Below are 18,990 nucleotides of genomic sequence, written 5' to 3' on the forward strand. Positions count from 1 at the left end.
TTATCCAACCTTCTAATTTCAAATATTAAATCCACAATTAATTATTCTGATTTCGTATGAGTTCCATTGCTTCGTCACTCTTGATGTCCAGTTTTCTCATGGAATAACCCGATATTTTCTCGTCATAACCGCAGATAGACCTGTAGGAACAGTATGTACAAGGGGTTATATCACCCATTTCATAAGGGTTAACCTTTATTTCTCCCTGAAGGATCCTGTTTCCAAAGTCTTTTATCTTGGAATCCACAAATTTTGAGATAGCTTCGTAATCATCCAGGGTAACAGTTGTTGATCTGGCTGACACTGTTCCATCCTTTTTCAGCTCCACAGGAATAACATCGGACTTGCCATTTAGCCCTTCATCTAAAAGGTTTATGACATCCATATTTTCGTTGACCAAGCCAGTCGTTCTCAGCTTATCCTTTATAGCCTCATTGATATCATCCGGTTGCAAATCTGCTTTTCCATCTGCCAGAGGATCATCAACGTGATAATACAGCACTGCTGCCGGAACTGTATCTTTTCCACCGTGTTTTTTCTTAACTGCTGCGGTTGCAACGTTCATATACATTACAAGTTGCAATTGCAGTCCATAATAAAGCGCTGCCACATTAAATTTATGTCCGCTTGATTTAAAATCTATAACCTTCACATAGACATGGTCAGAATCTTCGCATAGATCGATTCGGTCAATGCGTCCATGTAATTTCATGCTGGTGAGGATATTATTTTTTTCATCTTCAGACAGAGTTATATTTATCTCATCGATATTACCCGCATCTCTAAAATCCATCTCCACATATGCAGGCTCAAAGTGCCCTTTAGAGATCTGATACTTTAGAGTGTCCACAGTTCTTGTAAGGATCCTCTTTATGCGCTCTGTCATGTACTGATTACGGGCACTGCTCATAAGTATTGTTTCGCCATAACCGGTGATACATTCGGTTAAAATACGATTTAACAATTCATCGGACTCTTCTTTTGTGATGTCTGTCCATTTCTTTTGCCCGCTCATGACCTCATGGGTGTATTTTTCCAAAACTTCGTGGAAAACAGTTCCAAGATCTGCCGCATTAAATTCATACTCTTTTCTCTCTTCAAGCCTCAGACCATACTTAAGGAAATGTGAATAGCAACATCTTGCAAACTGTTCAAGACGGCTTACGGAATTCTCCAGATTGGCTCCATATAAAGACAAGGCGATCATCCTGGATAATGGTTTATCCTCATAATGTTTAAAGGCAGCCTCTGTGATCCTGTTAAGAATCCTGCTGTTTTCCATGTCTATCTTTGAGAGAGTCCTATAGAGCGTTATAAAGTCTGACTTTTCCCTGCCTTCTAAGATTCCAAGTGCATATCTTCTCAGCATCTCAGAGATCTTATCCATGCTGTCTTCTGCTGTCACAAGCTGACCTTCAAAAGTTCCCTCCTCAGGCTTTTCCACAGTTATCCCCGGAAACATCTGAATGAGCTTTGGAACCAGATAAGCAGGTCTAAGTGATTTACCATCCGCTCCCAGCTCTGCGTAGGACAAAAACAGCCTGTCTGTCGGTTTTGTAAGGTTCATATACAGATATAGTCTCTGAATATACATCTGCTGCCTTGGAGTTGGCGCAAGTTCTACCCCTGTATCAAGTTCAAGCAGGTATTGCCTGTCAATATCAGAGAGAATTCCTCCTGTACCTGTTCCTGAGGGAATATAACCGTCATTAACTCCAAGCAAAAAGAGAACCTTTACCTCTCTAAGCCTTGTTCTTTCTATGTCTCCGACAATTATCCTGTCAACATCCTGAGGGATGGTACCAACTTCGATCTCAGAAAAGCCCGCGCTTAAGATATCCCTATACTCAGAGATATCAATTTCATCATCGCCAAGAAGCTCATCGATCTGCTTTAGAAGATTTAATATCTTGTCATAGATCTGCTCATATTCCCTTGCTTTTTTCTCATTTCCAAGAGATCTGAACTTTTCCTTATAGCCATCAAGCTTTTCCTTACAATTTTCAGTTTCTATTACCTGTACAAGAGCCCTGGTTATATCGGATACTTTACCTTTCTTATTCTCAAACAAAGGTTTAAGGCAAAGGCTTATCTGCTCGCGCATTCCCTCAAGTTTTTCAAGTAAAAGGAGCTCTTTTTCTGAATCTTTTTCCTTGAATGAAGACTTGAATTTCTTGGGCATATGCCTAAGGAATCTGTCCTCCCACTGCTTTCTTCCCTTGATTCCAAGAGCTCTTACATAATTTTCCAAAAGATCTGTATCTTCAGCAGAAAAAGAGGTCATTCCACTTCGCATGTAGTGGAATACATCCTCATACTTATACCCTGAAATAACTATGTTTATGGCACTGGTTATATACTCAATAAAAGGATTCAAAAGCAAGCTGCTATTCTTGTCGATGTAAATCGGAATATTGAACTTTTTCGCTTCATCCTCAAGGATATCACTGTAATTATCAAGTCCTCCGCACACAAGGGCAATATCCCTGTAAGCATAGCTTTTTTCTCTTATAAGGTCCGATATCTTTATCAGTGTCTGCCTGACTTCCTCAAAAGGTGAACTTGCCTGATAGATCGATATGACATCCTGCTCTTCTTCATATTTGAGTTTGTTATATCTAAAGAGATTCTGTTCCAGAAAGGCCAGTGGTTTATTATTCTCAAGCCTCTTCACAGGACTTTCCTGTATGAAAATATCGCCCTGCTCATTTTTAGACATTTCCTGATTTCTTACATTTCTCCATGCGTCAAAGCTCATATTTCCGGGATACTCGAGCTTTTCAAGGTCAAGAACAGTCTTTTTTGTAAGCATAAAAAGATCCTGCTCTTCAAAAGTACCTTCATAGGGATCACTAAGTGGGCTGATAGTAAGAGATACCACTACTTCGCTTGCCACATCCATAAGAGCTTTGATAACTCTGTACTGTATAGGGGTAAATCCGGTAAAACCATCAAAGACTATGACGCTGTCCTTCATCAGTTTAGAGTTCGGAATCTCTCTGCACAAAACGTCCAAAGTCTCCTCAGTAGTGATATACTTACCCTCAATGTATTTTAAAAATTCACTGTAAAGAAGCCTCAAATCCTTGATCTTGGAATTAAGTGCACCCTTAGAAGAGCTCTTTTCCTCAAGCATGGAAAGGGCCTCATCTGAAATGCCATATTGCATAAACTCAGAGATAGTTGATTTTACCTCATCAATATAGCCGGGCTTATGCATGTTTTTTCCTATAATTGGGAGTTTGGCGCCAAGAATATCTGCGACACGCCTTAGAACAAGGCTTTTTCCCAGATCATCAAGCACAGAAAAAGAGCTTATGGAAAGTTCTTCAAATATCCTGTGCGAAAGCCTTCCAAAGCTCAGTACATCTATATTCATTATAGCGTGAGAAGGATGCATTTTTACTACATCCTTCTGGGTCTGCATCGTAAACTGATCAGGAACTATTATATAAAAAGATTTCCCCGGTTCCTCGATACTTCTTTTTATTACCTCGTTATATAATCCGGTACTTTTCCCCGAACCGGATGCCCCAAAACAAAATCTAAGCATACCTATCCACTTTCGATTGGTGTATTTAGTTATATATCCTGTCATCGCTGACATCATCAGCATATCTGCAGCAGGATATATACTTCCACCTATCATTATAGTAGAAAGGAAGTATCATGTACATCTGCATTCTTCCATTATCACCGGGAATTGCAGAATGGTAATAATCCACAAGATAATCTCTGTCAACCTTCTTTACTCTTTCAAGAACAGTTGTTATGTCATAAAACTTTCTAAATCTCTCTCTATCCTGTTCATACAGATACATATTTGAATACATCTGAACTGCTTTTACAGCATTTGACTCTATATCTGCAACTGCAAGCTGATCTGAATTCAGGAATATATTCTCAACTGTTCCATCTTCATCATAAAGATCCACTCTAAAGTACTGACTAAATACATGTGCCATCGCAACCTGAATATTGTCAGATTTCTTGGCTTCGCCGTGCATTGTGATATTTCTTGAAACTATTGCAAAAGCAGCCTTACATCCATGCCTCGAAATGAACCTGATTTTAGTATTAATCACGCTCCCGTTAACAACCAAGTCCATTTCAGCTCTCTTATCACTTGACATCTCGGCCTTTTTTGATATTTCCAAAAGTCTTTTTGTCTCGGTGAGATCAACATTCTGATTCCTTTTATTTGCCTCATTCACACTTGATATGCCAAGGCTGCTCAAAAAATTCCTATAAGCATCGTTGGCATAAATAATAATCGGCTTTTCATCAATAATTTCATATAATCCAATAGGAAGGTTATTAATAACCTGCATAGTTTTGGGACGAAGTGGTGTACTCCCAAGGAAATTTATTCCGCCTATATCGTCATAGTACTCATGATAATCAACATCTTCACAGATCTCCAAAGTGCTCTCCTTTGGCCTGTCAATATCTGTCGCAGGTTTAGGTTTTCCAAAAAAATATCCCTGAATCTTTTCACAACCTATTCGCCTTAAGAACTCATACTGTTCCTGAGTCTCCACACCTTCGGCAAGGGTGTGAATCCCAAGCTCTTTTGCCATGTTTACAATCGTCGCAAGAATAACTCTTGATTTTTTATTTGTCTCAAATTCCCTTATAAAGCTCATGTCTATTTTGAGCATATCAAAATCATAGGATTTAAGGTTGCCGAATGATGAATATCCTGCCCCAAAATCATCCATCCAAACCTGATATCCGGCATCTCTGAATTTCTTTATTTCGCCTCCAAGAAAAGTTGAACCGCTGGCTATTGCACTTTCCGTAACTTCTATGTTAAGAAGCTTTTGGGGAATCCCATACTTTTCTCTGCACTTATCAATTTCTGCCATTATGTCGCACAGTTCAAAATCAAGTCTTGAAAGGTTAACTGAAACCGGCTCCACACAAAAACCACTGTTTATATCATCCCTTAGGTCTGCGCACACCATATCAATGATGTATATATCAAGCTTATGTACCAAATGCACGCTTTCAAGCACTTCCACAAAAATAGCAGGTGATATCATGCCATGCACAGGATCCATCCACCTTGCAAGCGCTTCATATCCGCAAACCTTTCCCGTAAGTGCCCTGACTTCTTTTTGGTAATATACAGTAAAATATCTCTTTTTGAATGCACTCTCAAAATTATCAATTACATACTGCCTTAGTTCATTCTTTTTATTTAGCTCGTCAGAATAGAAATTATTATCCTTGTCATAAACTCTTATAATGTCATCACAAGCAATCTTTGCTCTGTCTATGAACAAAACAGGGTATGCTTCATCGCCACGCACCTTATAAATGCCTGCCTTAATACGCATATTCAGGTTTCTTTCATATTTGCGCGCAGCATTTCTTAATTGATCAAGCTTTTCTATTATTTCATCTTCCTGAAGCTTTTTGGAAAGAATGATGAACTGATCTCCTGTCCTTGCAATAAGCGACTGATCAAAGATTCTCTCTATCTCTGTAGCTACGCCTTCGAGGAACTCATTTCCTCCCAGAAAACCAAATCTTTGGTTAAAGGACTTGAAATTCATTATATTCAGATAAATAACCACAGTAATATCTGATGCAGAATACTCTCCATTTCCTTGAAGGTGATCCAATACACCCGTAAGATTATGGAGCCCTGTCAGATTATCCATATGGCCATATTCATCTAACTTTCCCTGTTCAAATGAACTCATAAAGCACCCCGCATCATACCAAAAAGAGCCAATAATCCCTATTGGCATATATACAAATTGTAACACAGCTAATGTAAACAAAGTGTATATATAACGTTATTTCAGATTTTTTTTATCATTTAGTTATAATTGCAATTCACTTAAGATTGTGTGAAAATTATTAGGATCAAATATAAGCATGACAGGGGTAAAAACATGAATTTTGAAGATATTACTGCACAAAGCCGTCAGGCCGTAACCGAGATACTTGAAAAAGCACGCCTTAAAGCAGGCGATATCTTTGTGATAGGATGTTCCTCAAGTGAGATCCTTGGTGACCAGATAGGAACAGCCACAAATCTGGACTCAGCAAATGCAGTGTACGATGGCATTATGCCTGTTTTAAAAGAAAATGGCATATTTGCAGCTGTGCAGTGCTGTGAACACTTAAACAGAGCTCTTGTAATGGAAAGAGCCGCCATGGAAAAATACGGATTTGAACAGGTTAATGCAATTCCTCAGCCAAATCACGCAGGTGGCGCCATGGCAACAGTCAGCTACCAGAGATTTGAGGATCCTGTTCTTGTAGAATCAATATGTGGAAAAGCTGACGCCGGAATCGATATCGGCGGAACCATGATCGGAATGCATATGCATAGCGTTGTAGTTCCCATGAGAATATCACTCAGAAAAATAGGTGAAGCTCCCATCATCTGTGCACGCCACCGCCCTAAATATGTCGGCGGCCAGCGTGCTATCTATGATGAGAACCTTATGTGATTTGGTCTTCCCTATGTCTTCATTAATGGTGGAAAAGACGAAGTCCTGTAAAGGCCATTACCATGTCATGGCTGTTTGCTGCTTCGATAACATTGTCATCACGAACAGATCCGCCAGGCTGAGCAACATATTTTACGCCGCTCTTATATGCTCTCTCGATGTTGTCACCGAATGGGAAGAAAGCATCTGATCCAAGAGCAACATCAGTGTTCTTATCAAGCCATGCTCTCTTCTCAGCCTCTGTAAATACAGGTGGCTTCTCCTTGAAAATGTGCTCCCACTTTCCATCAGCAAGAACATCCATGTAATCAGCACCGATGTAGAGGTCAATAGCATTGTCTCTGTCTGGACGCTTGATAGTATCAAGGAAAGGAAGATTAAGAACCTGTGGTGCCTGACGAAGGAACCAGTTATCTGCCTTGGAACCTGCAAGACGTGTGCAGTGGATTCTTGACTGCTGTCCCGCTCCGATACCGATTGCCTGACCACCCTTTACATAGCAAACTGAGTTTGACTGTGTATATTTAAGTGTAATAAGAGCGATAATAAGATCAATCTTAGCTGACTCAGGAAGCTCTTTGTTATCTGTAACAATATTTTTGAGCATTTCTTCATTAATCTCTATGAAGTTGTGTCCCTGTTCAAAAGTTACTCCAAATACCTGCTTTTTCTCTATTTCTTCAGGTACATAGTTCTCATCGATCTTGATAACAGCATAGTTACCATTCTTTTTTGCCTTAAGGATCTCAAGGGCTTCATCTGTGTAGCCGGGAGCAATGATTCCATCTGAAACTTCTCTTTTTACAAGTCTTGCTGTATCAGCATCGCAAACATCAGAAAGTGAGATAAAATCTCCAAATGATGACATTCTGTCAGCTCCGCGGGCTCTTGCATATGCATTGGCAAGAGGGCTAAGCTCTCCAAGGTCTTCTACCCAATAGATCTTCTTTTCAATATCTGTAAGAGGTGTTCCTACTGCAGCACCTGCAGGTGAAACATGCTTAAATGAAGTTGCAGCAGGAAGTCCTGTTGCTTTCTTAAGTTCCGATACAAGCTGCCATCCGTTGAGGGCATCAAGAAGGTTGATATATCCAGGTCTTCCGTTTAATACTTCTATAGGAAGGTCGCTGCCGTTCTCCATATATACGCGTGAAGGCTTCTGGTTAGGGTTACATCCATATTTAAGCTGAATTTCGTTCATGAGATTCTCCTTTTTATTAATTACAATTTCATTTATCAGCCACAGCTCATTCAAGCCTGGCTTTGTTTTGCCTAACAAAATCAGGCATTTTTGTTGATAATGCGTGTCTCATACTTGCCTGTCGCAATTTCAATATATCTTGTGAAAAGAGATACCTTGTTATCTGCATTAAGTGCATTCCACACATTATTTGTAAATGTATCAATGTCTCCTGCGATATTTACTCTTGTTGGCTCTCCTTCAAAGCTTGGAAGAGGATTTCCATCCTGCATGTATGTGTGGATGAAGTATCCTTCGCCAGCTTTTGGGTTGTCATAGGTGTATGTGAATCTAAGGCACTGGCTTGGATCGCCATTGTTGCTCTTTAAGATAGACATAGCAAAATCATACTTACCATCTTCAACATTCATAAGACCTGAAATTCTAGGTGTGTAGTTAGGAGCATCAGGCTCAAACTCTCTTGTTCTGAGTGACTCTTCAAAAGTCTTTCCTTCCTTCATAAGGTCATAAACTGTATCAGTCTGATCACCGTTAGTAACGATTGTAGAATTTCCAAGAACGCGAACAGGTGCGTAAATGATAAGGCTTGGATCCTCCATCTTGGAAGGGTCAAAAGCCTGTGTTCTGATGCCTTCTCCATCTTCTACAAATACACGGTTTCTTGAGTTTTCACTTCTTCCCATAATGAAATATGCACATACCGCATACTTTCCATCCTCAGAAGTACCAATAACAATGCCTCTTCCAGGGTATGAAGTGCTTCCGATCTCTTTCTGTAAATCTATCATATTGTCTCCTCTCTAGGGGGAATTGCTCCGGATCCGGATAAAACACAAAAGAAAAGCCTGAGCAATCCTTAACTTGATTGCCCAGGCGGTCGACTTAATATTATTATCCATACTCCCATGTGGTTACCCACTTATCCGCCAGTTGTATGGACAAGATAAACATACACTTTTTGAATCCAAATTTCAAGATGGCATTTTGACTAAAATGCTTTTTGTAATGACTCATTAGGACGCACTAACGAACTGCGAAGCGTAGAGATTGTAGTAAGCGCCCTTCTTTGCCATAAGGCTCTCATGATCACCCCACTCAAGAATTCCACCATCATCGATAAAGAATATTCTGTCTGCATTCTTTATGGTCGAAAGCCTGTGAGCCACAACAAATGAGGTTCTCTTTTTAAGCAACTCCTCTATTCCTCTCTGAACCAATATTTCCGTTTTGGTATCGATATTTGAGGTTGCTTCGTCAAGTATGAGTATCTTAGGATCAGTCAAAAGAGTTCTCGCAAAGGCAATAAGCTGCCTCTGTCCATTTGACAATCCTCCGCCTCTTTCTGTGATCACAGTATCATAGCCATTCTCCATCTTTTCAATGAAATCATGGGCATGTACAGCCTTTGCTGCAGCGATCATCTCCTCATCAGTAGCATCCGTTTTTCCGTACTTGATGTTATCCCTGATAGTACCTGAAAACAGGTAATTATCCTGAGTCATGATACCAAGCTGACTTCTAAGGGACTGTATTGTAACCTTGCTGATGTCTTTGCCATCAACCAGAACGCGCCCGCTCTTGGTATTGTAGAATCTGCTGATAAGGCTCACTATCGTTGTCTTACCTGCACCGGTAGGACCAACAAGTGCTATTGTCTCACCTTTTTTAGCCTTAAAGCTTACATCTTTTAATATGTCCACATCAGGCTCATCGGGATATGCAAAGGTAACATGGTCAAATTCCACATTGCCCTTGATCTCAGGCATATCCTCTGCCCCCTCGCCATTTTTCACAAGAGGCTCCATATCCATGATCTCGTAAACACGCTCTGCTGATGCAATATTTGTGATTAGCTTATTGTAGTAGTTTGCAAGATTTCTTATAGGGTTAAAAAACATTCCAAGGTACAGAACGTACGCTGACAAAGTGCCTATGGACTCTGCAGTAACTCCAAGCCTTGTCACAGCAAGATAATACAAAGTGGCTGTTCCCAGTCCTCCTGCAATCTCAATTGTAGGGCTATACAGGTCTGCAATAACAACTGCCCTTCTGAAGGCATGTATCACCTCATCAACAATATCTCCAAACTCCCTGTTGGCTTCATCTTCAGCGTTAAAGCTCTGTATAACTGACACTCCCTCAATTCCTTCATGAATAAAGGCTGTCATGTTAGAGTCCTTCTTTTTCCACATCTGCCATCTCTTATGAGCGAGAATCTCACAAAAATATAACCCAAAGAGAATAATTGGCACTGCAACTGCCGCTGATAGTGAAAGCACTGGGCTCTTTACGATCATTATTACCAGGATCACTATAAGGCTTACTGCTTCCGGAGCAAGAGTTGTTATAGTGCTTGAAAGAACCTCTTTTAGCGCATTTACATCACCTGTGACCCTTGCAAGGATCTTACCTGAGGGCCGCTGATCAAAAAAGTCCACTCCAAGCTCCTGTATGTGGATATAGAGCTTTCTTCTGATATTCAGGATCATGTCATTTGAAATATCTGCCATGATCCGCCTCCATACCCTGGTTGCAAAATAGCTGATTACTGCAAGTCCTATCATGATGCCGGCCATTATAAACAGGCCTCTCACATTCCCGTTTACTATCTCATCATCTATTACTTTTTCTATCAAAAGTGGATAAACCGTTGATATCGCTACTGTCAAAAGAATAAGCAGCGTAACTGCTACGATTTTTCCTCTGTACTCCAGGAGATTGGCAAAAAGTCTTTTTAGAACATCGACCTTTATGCTCTCCTTTAATTCCTCATCTTCTCTGGTGCTGTTTATAGCCATGTAAACACCTCCTTATGCCTTATCCAATGTTGCAGGTAAAAGAATTACTGCCCTGAAGCCATAGCTCTTCTATAGTCGCCGTATTGAGCTTCATATGTGCTGTAATAGAGGCCTCTTTTCGCTAAAAGTTCAGCATGTGTGCCCCTTTCTTTTACCATTCCGTTTTCCAAAACAATGATCTCATCGGCATCTTTAACTGATGAAATTCTGTGACCGATGATGATCTTACTCATATCTTTCTTATCTTTAAGTTCCTGCTGAATAGCTGCCTCAGTCTCCATATCAAGGGCTGATGTGGAATCATCCAGAATTAGAAGATCAGCTTTTTTAGCAAGAGCTCTCGCAATAGAAAGTCTCTGCTTTTGTCCGCCTGAAAGGCCAATTCCCCTCTCGCCGATAACTGCGTCATAACCATCTGTGATCTTTTCCACAAATTCCTTGGCATGGGCGCTTTTTATGGCGCGCCTTACAGTAATGTCATCCATTGTAGCCTTGCTTCCAAGTCTCACATTTTCAGTGATGGTATCTGAGAAAAGAAATACATCCTGCGTAACGACTGATGAAAATGCTCTTATATCAGCCATTGACATATCCTTTATGTCTTTTCCATTGATCCTGACGGCTCCTTTTGAAGTGTCATAAAACCTCTCAATGAGATTGACTATCGTGCTCTTTCCTGCTCCGGTAGCTCCCATGATTCCAAGAGTCTTGCCCTTCTCAATGGTAAAAGAAATATCTTTAAGGATCTTCTTTCCTTCCATCTCGAAACTCACATTGTCAAAAGCGATTTCTCCGCTTCTAACCACGCTCTCCATAGATAGCTCTTTTTCTTCACCCCATGCATCCATTGGAGCATCAGTTATTTCAGGCTTTGTAGACATAACCTTTTCAATCTTTTTGTATCCTGCAAGTCCCTGAGAAACAAGTGACAACATCCATCCAAGATTCTCGATTGGCCATACGATGCTGATCGAATATGATACAAAAGCCACAAGGGTACCATATGTGATGCTGCCCTTAATAGCCGCATATCCTCCAATTGCTACCACGAAGGTCTGCATGATCTTTGGAATCATTCCAAGAAGAGGATCCGTGTCCGCAAGATCTGTAGCAAACTTTTTGTTGGAATCTGCATATTCAAGATTCTTTTCATCAAACTTCTTAAGCTCACTGCTTTCAGCAGAAAATGCCTTAACTGTCCTTACTCCCGATATATTCTCTTCCACTACCTTGGTAAGAGCGGCGTTCTTTTCGCTGATATCGTCATAGTCCTTGTTAAGCTGTTTTTCCAGATGAAGAGCTATATAAGCAAGCGGCGGCATGAATACAAGCGGAACTATACTGAGCTTCCAGTTAAGTGATACCATGCAGATGATGACTCCAAAGAAATAAATGGTCGCCTCTGTCATGAGCATTCCAACAAAGCCTGTAAGGTCCCACACTGAGCCGGCATCATCCTTAACTCTTGCCATAAGTTCGCCGGTATTGTTTTTGTCAAAATAGCCCTTATGAAGTGAAAAGATATGCTTCATCATATCCTTTCTAAGGCCTGAAGCCACGCGGCATCCCGACATGTCACACAAAAACTCTTTGACAAACTGGAAAACTGCCCTTCCAAGGCCTGCTGCCACGTACAGGAGAATATCTCTCCTGAATATATCCATATTTCTTCCCACGATCACATCATCCACCATGGAAAGCGTTATAAACGGCACGAGAATATCAACCAGGGTACTTAAGACAAGGCATATACCGCCGATTAAATATCTCCACCAGTTCCTAAAAATGTACTTTTTCATAAATATCACATCCTTTTGCGCTGCGCGCTGTTGCTAAAACTAGTTGTCAAAAAAGAAAAACGATAGGAAATCCCATGGAGATCCTACCGTTTCTTACACCAAAGACTGGCGCCGTTATCTTTGTGCATAAAAAAAGCGCGATCTCCATTTGCGGAAACCGCGCTGATAATACATTCGAGTATACTTACATCAAGCAAACTCCAGCGAGGTAACCACATTATTCCTATTAACTAAATTATTAAGTCTAACTCTGATAATCATTATTGTGTTTACCTCCTTTCGTATTTTTATTGACTATAAATACATTATTATGATTGACTAAACTTGTCAACAAAAAAATATCGTAAACACTATTTCTTTTTAATTCCAAGTACTGCCCACCTGAAAAAGGGGATCCTTGAGATGATCTCATATAGTCCATAGCCAAATACAAAACCAGCGACAAGGCTAAGCATATAACATGCTAATGGGGGCAATAACCTGTTCTTGGCAAATATAAATGCCATGGATGAAATTCCCAAATAATGGAAAACATAGAGGCCAAAACTCTTTTTACTCATCCAGGTAAAAAAGCTGTTTGTAAAATCTAAGTATCTCGCCATACCTGATAACACTGCCAATGAACCAAAGTACGCACAGGCTGCAAAAAGCGGCCCTCTGTTTATAGGGACATCAGCGTAATTTTTACCCTTTTGCACCAAAAAGTACAAAACCGAGAAACTTATGCACAAAAGAAATCCAAAGAGCATAAATCCCCAGGTATATTTCTTAAGCTTCTCCATTACTTCATCGTTTGAAAAAACAAAGTAACCCAGCATGAAGAATACAAAATAAAACCCGAATCTGTAAACCACAACAATAGGTGTATTAAGGATCTGTGCTGCTCCCCAAACAGGCAGGTATAAAAGGATCACCATCCAAATGGGAGTTTTAGCCCCAAGCTCAAGAAGCCTGTTTTTTTCGATCTTTCTCAATAGAATTAGTACCATGCTATATAACCAGAGAAGATGCATAAACCACAATACACCACTTCCTGATGCAACCATTATCAGGAAAATCACAGGCTTTGGCACTCCCATGGCAGGCAGATCCTGAAAAGCTGTCCCTAAGCTAATGTTTATGTATCCTTGAATGAACTGGAATGCAAAAAGTCCAATAGTCGAAGGCACCAGTAATTTCAGGGTTCTGGCGCTAATAAAGTCCTTGTCACTGTGTTTATCAAGATATATCCTGCTGCTTATCCCTGCCACAATGAATAGAAGTGGCATAAACCAAGGATACACAAAATACTGAAAAATATCGTAATATTGTACATCCAGGTTCGTGATCTTTCCAACTCCGCCAACGATTCCTTCTGCGTTATACATATATAGAACATGATATAAAACAACGATCACTACAGTAATCCATCTGATATTATCAAGATAATGCCTGCGCATTTTTTTGCTCCTTTCATATCCCATTATCATAATACCGAACATAAAAGGAGCAGTAAATATTTTCACTTATTTTATATTGTTTTACACTGAATCCTCTTTCAGTGCCTCTATGATATTGTCATCCTTTATCTTATTAACACTAAGCGCCATGCTGATTCCAAGTATTCCAAATACTGCAGCTATCACGATCAGATACATAAGCCAGTCCAGATCAAATGTAAAAAGATTGCTCTCAAATACGTTATACATCAATAGGCTGAGCACGATAGATGCCGGGATTCCGAACATGAGTGCCTTTATGCCATAGAGCATTGTCTCAAGTCTTATCATCTTTTTAAAACCGCCACTTGAAAGGCCTACTGACTTGTACATAGCAAACTCCTTTCTCCTAAGGAGCACTCCCGTTGATATGGTGTTTACAATATTTGCTATGGCAATGAGCGTCAAAAGCGCAGTGAACCCATACATTGCAGTCTTAAGCATCAAAGTGACCGTATCCATTACCATGGCTGTATCGGTCAGGTCAGAACAATAGTAATTGTGATATCCCTCACCCTCAAACATTTGGTATATTCTGTCGTAAACTTCCCTGTGATCAGTCGTTTCAACTCCCAGATCTACAACCAGTTTTTCCTCAGGAAGCACCTCTTTTGCCTTGGAAAAATACATAGATGCCGGTACATAGACAGCTATATTGGTCTTAGGAACCAGATCGTAAACCTTATTGTCGGCATCATATTTCACAAAAGCTTGTATTTCCACAGCCGGCGGATACCCCTGTGTCTTATCGTAGTGTAAAGACTGGCCCAAAATTTCATCATTAAACACTTCGCTTGGTTTCTTTTCGTGGAAAAAGTCATTTAGCAGCACGCCTTTCAAAGTATCCTGATAATAGTCATCCCGCTCAAGTCCGTTGTCAGCAAGTATCTTATCAAATTCCTGATCATCAATTGCCAAGACAAACATTCCCACCAAGTCAAGTTTTGAGAACTCAGGCAAAAGAAACTTCGGGTCAGCAATATCTGTATTAGCAAGTTCAGTCTTAGAATCAGGGCCTTTTTTGAAAAGAAACTGAATCATGCTGACGCTGTACACATCATCAACACCTTCCATATCTTTAAGAGCGTTTCGCAGCTTGCCTTCCTCAGAAAGTGAACAAGACGCTACTATCTGATATGGAATCTGGAATTCAAATTTATTAGCTCTTTCAATTGATTTGCAAAAGAAATTAATAACCAGGAACAGGATAACCGACACTGCGATAGTTACAGTAATAACCTTCCCTTTTACGCCATTTCTTTTTATATTCTTGTAGGCAAGTTCTCCCTCATATCCAAAGATTCTCCTTATAAGAGGGTTTACCTTGAGCTTTCTTGCCTTAACTTTAATAACGTTGTTCTGCCTGAGCGCATCTATTGGCATGACTTTTGCAGCCCTTATCGCCGGGACAAAAGTTGAGATCATTATTGTTATCGCTGCAAAAAATACAATTGCTGCCAAAACACTGATGTCACAAACTATAGGTATTCCACCACTCATTCCCTTGGCAGCAAACAGCATATCCGACTCAATGATCTTTTCGCCAAGAATATCAAGCGTTATTTTAGTTCCTATATATCCCAGCAAAAGCCCCAAAGGGATGCCTACAAATCCCAGAACTAGTCCCTCATAATAAATAGAAAATCTCTTTTGCCTTGCTGTAGCACCCACACTTGCAAGCATTCCCAGATAGCGCATTCTCTCTGTCAATGACATTCCGATAGAATTGAAGATAAGAATGACCGAAGTTCCAATTACAATTGCAAGTGCTATGCCCATCATTACAAAAAAAGATCTGTAAGTTCCGGCACTTCCTTCAAATGAAAAAACGCTCAGCAGGTACTCTGTGTTCAGGCTGTATTTTTTAATTCCATAATACGAAACAATGCTCTTAAGCTGCTTTATTGCAGTGGTGTTGCATTTTTTTAGCTGAATGAACACCTGCGCTTTTTCAGTATCAGGATAAAAATCACTGTCCAGGCCACGAAGTATATCCCAGTCTTTTGTTGGCATATTCCCATGAAGGATTGCTGTTACTGTACATGTCTCGGTTGAAAGCGTCTCAAACTTCTCATTTGAGCGATAATTGCCTCCAAGGTAAAGAAAGCCTTCAAGTTCATCATTTATATATCTATAGCCCTGTTCAAAAGTAAGTGAATCCCCTATTTTAAGGTTTTCAAGGCCATTATCTATGAGGAACTGCTCCTCCACAGCAATTTCCGAAGAATTCTTTGGAAGAGCGCCCTCATAATCAGTTACAACCGCCATAGAAAGATAGTTTTCATCAGCATGCTGGATATTTCCCACTCTGAATCTGTACTCTTTATCATTTATGAGCCTTATGCCGCTCTGTTCTTTTTCCATCTCACAAACGCCTGCTATGGCAATTCTTTTATCCTGAGATAGAGAGGAAAACTGCTCGTAGCTTACCTCGTCAAACTCGGCATGTACATTTCCGTCAGAGCGAACGGCTATGGTTCCAAAAAACTTAAAAAAAGAGAACACTCCAAGGATTATAGCGCTGATAAGTGCTGTGGATGTAGCTATCCCAAGCACAGTTACAATAGTTCTTTTCCTGTTTCCAAAAAGGTGCTTCAAGGTGAGTTTTGATACAATATTCATGATGCCATCACCCCTTCTTTCTTGGAATCACGGGTAATCTGACCATCTTCAATTGTTATAACTCTGTCTGCAGAAAGAGCTATCTTTTCATCATGAGTAATGATTATAACAGTCTGATTGTTCTCTTTATTGAATTTGCGCAAAAGAGATATGATTTCCCTGCTATTTTCCGAATCAAGGTTTCCTGTTGGCTCATCTGCAAGAAGCAGTGCCGGATGATTCATAAGAGCTCTTCCAATGGAAACTCTCTGCTGCTGTCCTCCTGAAAGCTGTCCGGGAAGATGTGATAATCTGTCCTTAAGCCCAAGCTTTTCCACAAGATCTTTTAAAAGCTTTTTATCCGGTTTCTTACCATCAAGCAAAATGGGGAGCGTCATGTTTTCTTCCACATTTAGTATTGGAATAAGATTGTAAAACTGATATATAAGTCCTATGTTTCTTCTGCGGAAAATAGCAAGTTTTGTTTCATCTAGCTTTCCAATATCTGTTCCTGCTATGTTGACAACACCTGAGGATGGTACATCAACGCCTCCTAAAATATGCAAAAGCGTTGACTTACCGGAGCCTGAAGGCCCTACAATCGCCACGAATTCCCCTTGCTCTATATCAAAAGAAACGTCTTTAAGGGCATCGACTCTCGTTTCTCCATTTCCATATACTTTGCAAAGGTTTCTGATTTCCAAAATATTCATTTTTCTTTTGTCTCCCTTCTCAAACAAACTCTATTTTTTATCTGAGAACAGATTAAAACTCCAGTATTACTGCCTTGTGACTATTTCATTACAAAATTGTCACATTAGATAATTGTCTTATAAAATCTCACATTGAACTTAGTTCCCTTGCCGGGTGTGCTAGCCACCAGAATATCTCCATGCTGACTGTTTATGATGGTTTTCGAAAGGGCAAGTCCTATTCCCACGCTGTCCTTACCGGCATTTTTTCCTTTGTAGAAGCGCTCAAATATATGAGGCAGGTCTTCCTCTGCAATTCCACAGCCGGTATCTTCTATTACTATTTCAGTAAATATATTGGTCTCATTTGTAAAAGCCTGTAGTTCCCCACCATCTTCCATATGTTCGATACAGTTTTTTACTATGTTCTGTATAGCTTCTACAGTCCAGTTCTTATCGCATTTTAGCAAAACATTCGTTATATTCGTGCCATATCTGATATTCCTTAGATCCATCTGAATCCCGAAAGGTTTTATAGCTTCCCTCATCAAGTCATCTGCTCTGACCTCTTCCGTTTTCATCTCTATTGTTCCAGCATCAATCTTAGAGAGCTTTAAAAGTGTCTGGATAAGCCAGCTCATCCTGTCAAGCTGATTGGACTGGGTCTGCAAAAACTCCATGCGCTTGTCTTTATCATCCTCTGTCTTTAAGAGATCGTTCATTACTATCATGGATGTTAGTGGTGTTTTAAGCTGGTGACTGATGTCTGCAATAGCATTTGCAAGTGCCATCTTATCTTTTGTCAAAAGATCTTTCTGATACTGCAATGTAGAGGTTGCCTTATAGATATTGGTCTTAAGAAGAGAAAGCTCCCCCTCTTCCTGATCAAGGATATTGGCCGCTTCTAAGCCTGCAAGAACCTTTTCAAGATATGAACTAAGAGAAGAAATTGCTTCATATCTCTTTTTCGTGGTTATAATAAAGATCACCGTCAATGATCCGCCCAATAGAATTGACATAATAAATGCGGGTATACCGCATAGTGCATATCCGCATATAGAAATGGCCATTGTTATAACAATCGCTATACTAACCATCATTCTGAATTCTTTGTTTTTTAGCATACCAATCCCTCTGTCTTCAAGTCTTCTAAGCTGCATTGATCAGTTGTTTTGCTACTTAACTATTTTTCTACAATATATCCCATGCCCCTTACCGTTTTTATGATCTGTGGGTTTGAAGGGTCCTTTTCTATTTTATCCCTAAGTCTTTTTATGTAAACCGTAAGAGTGTTGTCATTAACAAAGTCTCCGTTGACATCCCACATGTCTTCAAGGAGCTTTCCTCTCGTCATAATATTTCCCCTGTTATTATAAAAAGCAAGGAGCAGTCTGTATTCCAAAGCAGTAAGCTCTACCATATTTTCTTTTCCTGTAGTCTCACTAACTATGCCAACCTTGGCTTCAGAAGTATGGATACGCACATCCTGTATTTCCAAAATACCATCATTGCTAGCAGATTCTGCGTCTCTGTTTCTGCCACTTCGCCTGAGGACTGTCTTTATTCTGGCCATGAGTTCACTTATTCTAAAAGGTTTACACACATAGTCATCTGCTCCCATTTCGAGTCCCATGACAACATTGACCTCTGCATCAATTGCTGTAAGAAAAATTACGGGAACATCTTCTTTTTCCTTTATAAACCTGCAGACATCATATCCGTTTCCATCCGGAAGGTTAATGTCCAATATGCACAGGTCATAGGTACCGACTTCGAAAGACTGTATGGCCTGCATCTTATTTTTTACATAAACGACCTCATAACCCTCTTTTTCCAAAGAGTACTTAAGCCCCATTCCTATAGCATCATCATCTTCAAGTAATAATAATCTCATACAACCCCCGTAACGCTAAAGTAACTAAGAAATGCTAAAACCGTATATATTATAATA

At 40.0% G+C, this 18,990-nt stretch carries 12 protein-coding genes and 1 riboswitch; of the genes, 1 reads left to right on the top strand and 11 read right to left on the bottom strand.

Going from position 1 to position 18,990, the window contains the following annotated elements; genetic code table 11:
• Nucleotides 1-37: 37 nt before the first annotated feature.
• Both G585_RS0108345 and G585_RS0108350 read right to left on the bottom strand, forming a co-directional pair.
• On the bottom strand, nucleotides 38-3,553 hold the full coding sequence (locus G585_RS0108345) for a PD-(D/E)XK nuclease family protein (RefSeq protein ID WP_034481768.1): 3,516 nt from the start codon (nucleotides 3,551-3,553) through the stop codon (nucleotides 38-40).
• Nucleotides 3,554-3,578: 25 nt separating this feature from the next.
• Nucleotides 3,579-5,711: a GGDEF domain-containing phosphodiesterase gene (locus G585_RS0108350; RefSeq protein WP_022774306.1), complete on the bottom strand. Its 2,133-nt coding sequence runs from the start codon at nucleotides 5,709-5,711 to the stop codon at nucleotides 3,579-3,581.
• A 195-nt stretch (nucleotides 5,712-5,906) separates the two neighbouring features.
• Between G585_RS0108350 and G585_RS0108355 the strand changes: the two genes are divergently transcribed.
• A complete protein-coding gene (locus G585_RS0108355) occupies nucleotides 5,907-6,470 on the top strand; it encodes a TIGR01440 family protein (RefSeq protein ID WP_022774308.1) in 564 nt (187 codons plus the stop codon).
• Nucleotides 6,471-6,492: 22 nt separating this feature from the next.
• On the opposite strand, the gene G585_RS0108360 is transcribed toward G585_RS0108355, so the two are convergent.
• The 9 genes from G585_RS0108360 to G585_RS0108400 all read right to left on the bottom strand — a co-directional run bounded on the left by G585_RS0108360 (nucleotide 6,493) and on the right by G585_RS0108400 (nucleotide 18,933).
• The gene (locus G585_RS0108360; RefSeq protein WP_026663877.1) at nucleotides 6,493-7,671 is read right to left on the bottom strand and encodes a phosphoribosylaminoimidazolecarboxamide formyltransferase; all 1,179 of its coding nucleotides are present in this window, start codon (nucleotides 7,669-7,671) and stop codon (nucleotides 6,493-6,495) included.
• Nucleotides 7,672-7,751: 80 nt separating this feature from the next.
• The gene (locus G585_RS0108365) at nucleotides 7,752-8,459 is read right to left on the bottom strand and encodes an IMP cyclohydrolase (protein WP_022774311.1); all 708 of its coding nucleotides are present in this window, start codon (nucleotides 8,457-8,459) and stop codon (nucleotides 7,752-7,754) included.
• 72 nt (nucleotides 8,460-8,531) lie between these two features.
• Nucleotides 8,532-8,615: riboswitch (ZMP/ZTP riboswitch) on the bottom strand.
• A 69-nt stretch (nucleotides 8,616-8,684) separates the two neighbouring features.
• Nucleotides 8,685-10,469: an ABC transporter ATP-binding protein gene (locus tag G585_RS0108370; protein WP_022774312.1), complete on the bottom strand. Its 1,785-nt coding sequence runs from the start codon at nucleotides 10,467-10,469 to the stop codon at nucleotides 8,685-8,687.
• Between the two features lie 44 nt (nucleotides 10,470-10,513).
• Nucleotides 10,514-12,268: an ABC transporter ATP-binding protein gene (locus G585_RS0108375; RefSeq protein ID WP_022774313.1), complete on the bottom strand. Its 1,755-nt coding sequence runs from the start codon at nucleotides 12,266-12,268 to the stop codon at nucleotides 10,514-10,516.
• Nucleotides 12,269-12,618: 350 nt separating this feature from the next.
• The gene (locus G585_RS0108380) at nucleotides 12,619-13,707 is read right to left on the bottom strand and encodes an acyltransferase family protein (RefSeq protein WP_026663878.1); all 1,089 of its coding nucleotides are present in this window, start codon (nucleotides 13,705-13,707) and stop codon (nucleotides 12,619-12,621) included.
• Nucleotides 13,708-13,788: 81 nt separating this feature from the next.
• On the bottom strand, nucleotides 13,789-16,368 hold the full coding sequence (locus tag G585_RS0108385; RefSeq protein ID WP_022774316.1) for an ABC transporter permease: 2,580 nt from the start codon (nucleotides 16,366-16,368) through the stop codon (nucleotides 13,789-13,791).
• Nucleotides 16,365-17,060, bottom strand: a complete 696-nt coding sequence (locus tag G585_RS0108390) for an ABC transporter ATP-binding protein (RefSeq protein ID WP_022774317.1) — start codon at nucleotides 17,058-17,060, stop codon at nucleotides 16,365-16,367. The genes G585_RS0108385 and G585_RS0108390 overlap by 4 nt, the downstream gene beginning before the upstream one ends.
• 104 nt (nucleotides 17,061-17,164) lie before the next feature.
• Nucleotides 17,165-18,163, bottom strand: a complete 999-nt coding sequence (locus G585_RS0108395) for a sensor histidine kinase (RefSeq protein ID WP_026663879.1) — start codon at nucleotides 18,161-18,163, stop codon at nucleotides 17,165-17,167.
• A gap of 59 nt (nucleotides 18,164-18,222) precedes the next feature.
• Entirely contained in the window at nucleotides 18,223-18,933 is a 711-nt protein-coding gene (locus G585_RS0108400; protein ID WP_022774320.1) for a response regulator transcription factor, read from the bottom strand.
• Between the last annotated feature and the right edge of the window lie 57 nt (nucleotides 18,934-18,990).

This window comes from Butyrivibrio sp. AE2015 (assembly GCF_000420825.1).
In the GTDB taxonomy this organism is placed as follows: Bacteria; Bacillota; Clostridia; order Lachnospirales; family Lachnospiraceae; genus Butyrivibrio.

Bases quoted from the DNA above. Each gene is read 5' to 3' on its own strand.
- G585_RS0108345 (WP_034481768.1), bottom strand. From the start codon at position 3,553: ATGCTTAGATTTTGTTTTGGGGCATCCGGTTCGGGGAAAAGTACCGGA.
- G585_RS0108350 (WP_022774306.1), bottom strand. From the start codon at position 5,711: ATGAGTTCATTTGAACAGGGAAAGTTAGATGAATATGGCCATATGGAT.
- G585_RS0108355 (WP_022774308.1), top strand. From the start codon at position 5,907: ATGAATTTTGAAGATATTACTGCACAAAGCCGTCAGGCCGTAACCGAG.
- G585_RS0108360 (WP_026663877.1), bottom strand. From the start codon at position 7,671: ATGAACGAAATTCAGCTTAAATATGGATGTAACCCTAACCAGAAGCCT.
- G585_RS0108365 (WP_022774311.1), bottom strand. From the start codon at position 8,459: ATGATAGATTTACAGAAAGAGATCGGAAGCACTTCATACCCTGGAAGA.
- G585_RS0108370 (WP_022774312.1), bottom strand. From the start codon at position 10,469: ATGGCTATAAACAGCACCAGAGAAGATGAGGAATTAAAGGAGAGCATA.
- G585_RS0108375 (WP_022774313.1), bottom strand. From the start codon at position 12,268: ATGAAAAAGTACATTTTTAGGAACTGGTGGAGATATTTAATCGGCGGT.
- G585_RS0108380 (WP_026663878.1), bottom strand. From the start codon at position 13,707: ATGCGCAGGCATTATCTTGATAATATCAGATGGATTACTGTAGTGATC.
- G585_RS0108385 (WP_022774316.1), bottom strand. From the start codon at position 16,368: ATGAATATTGTATCAAAACTCACCTTGAAGCACCTTTTTGGAAACAGG.
- G585_RS0108390 (WP_022774317.1), bottom strand. From the start codon at position 17,060: ATGAATATTTTGGAAATCAGAAACCTTTGCAAAGTATATGGAAATGGA.
- G585_RS0108395 (WP_026663879.1), bottom strand. From the start codon at position 18,163: ATGCTAAAAAACAAAGAATTCAGAATGATGGTTAGTATAGCGATTGTT.
- G585_RS0108400 (WP_022774320.1), bottom strand. From the start codon at position 18,933: ATGAGATTATTATTACTTGAAGATGATGATGCTATAGGAATGGGGCTT.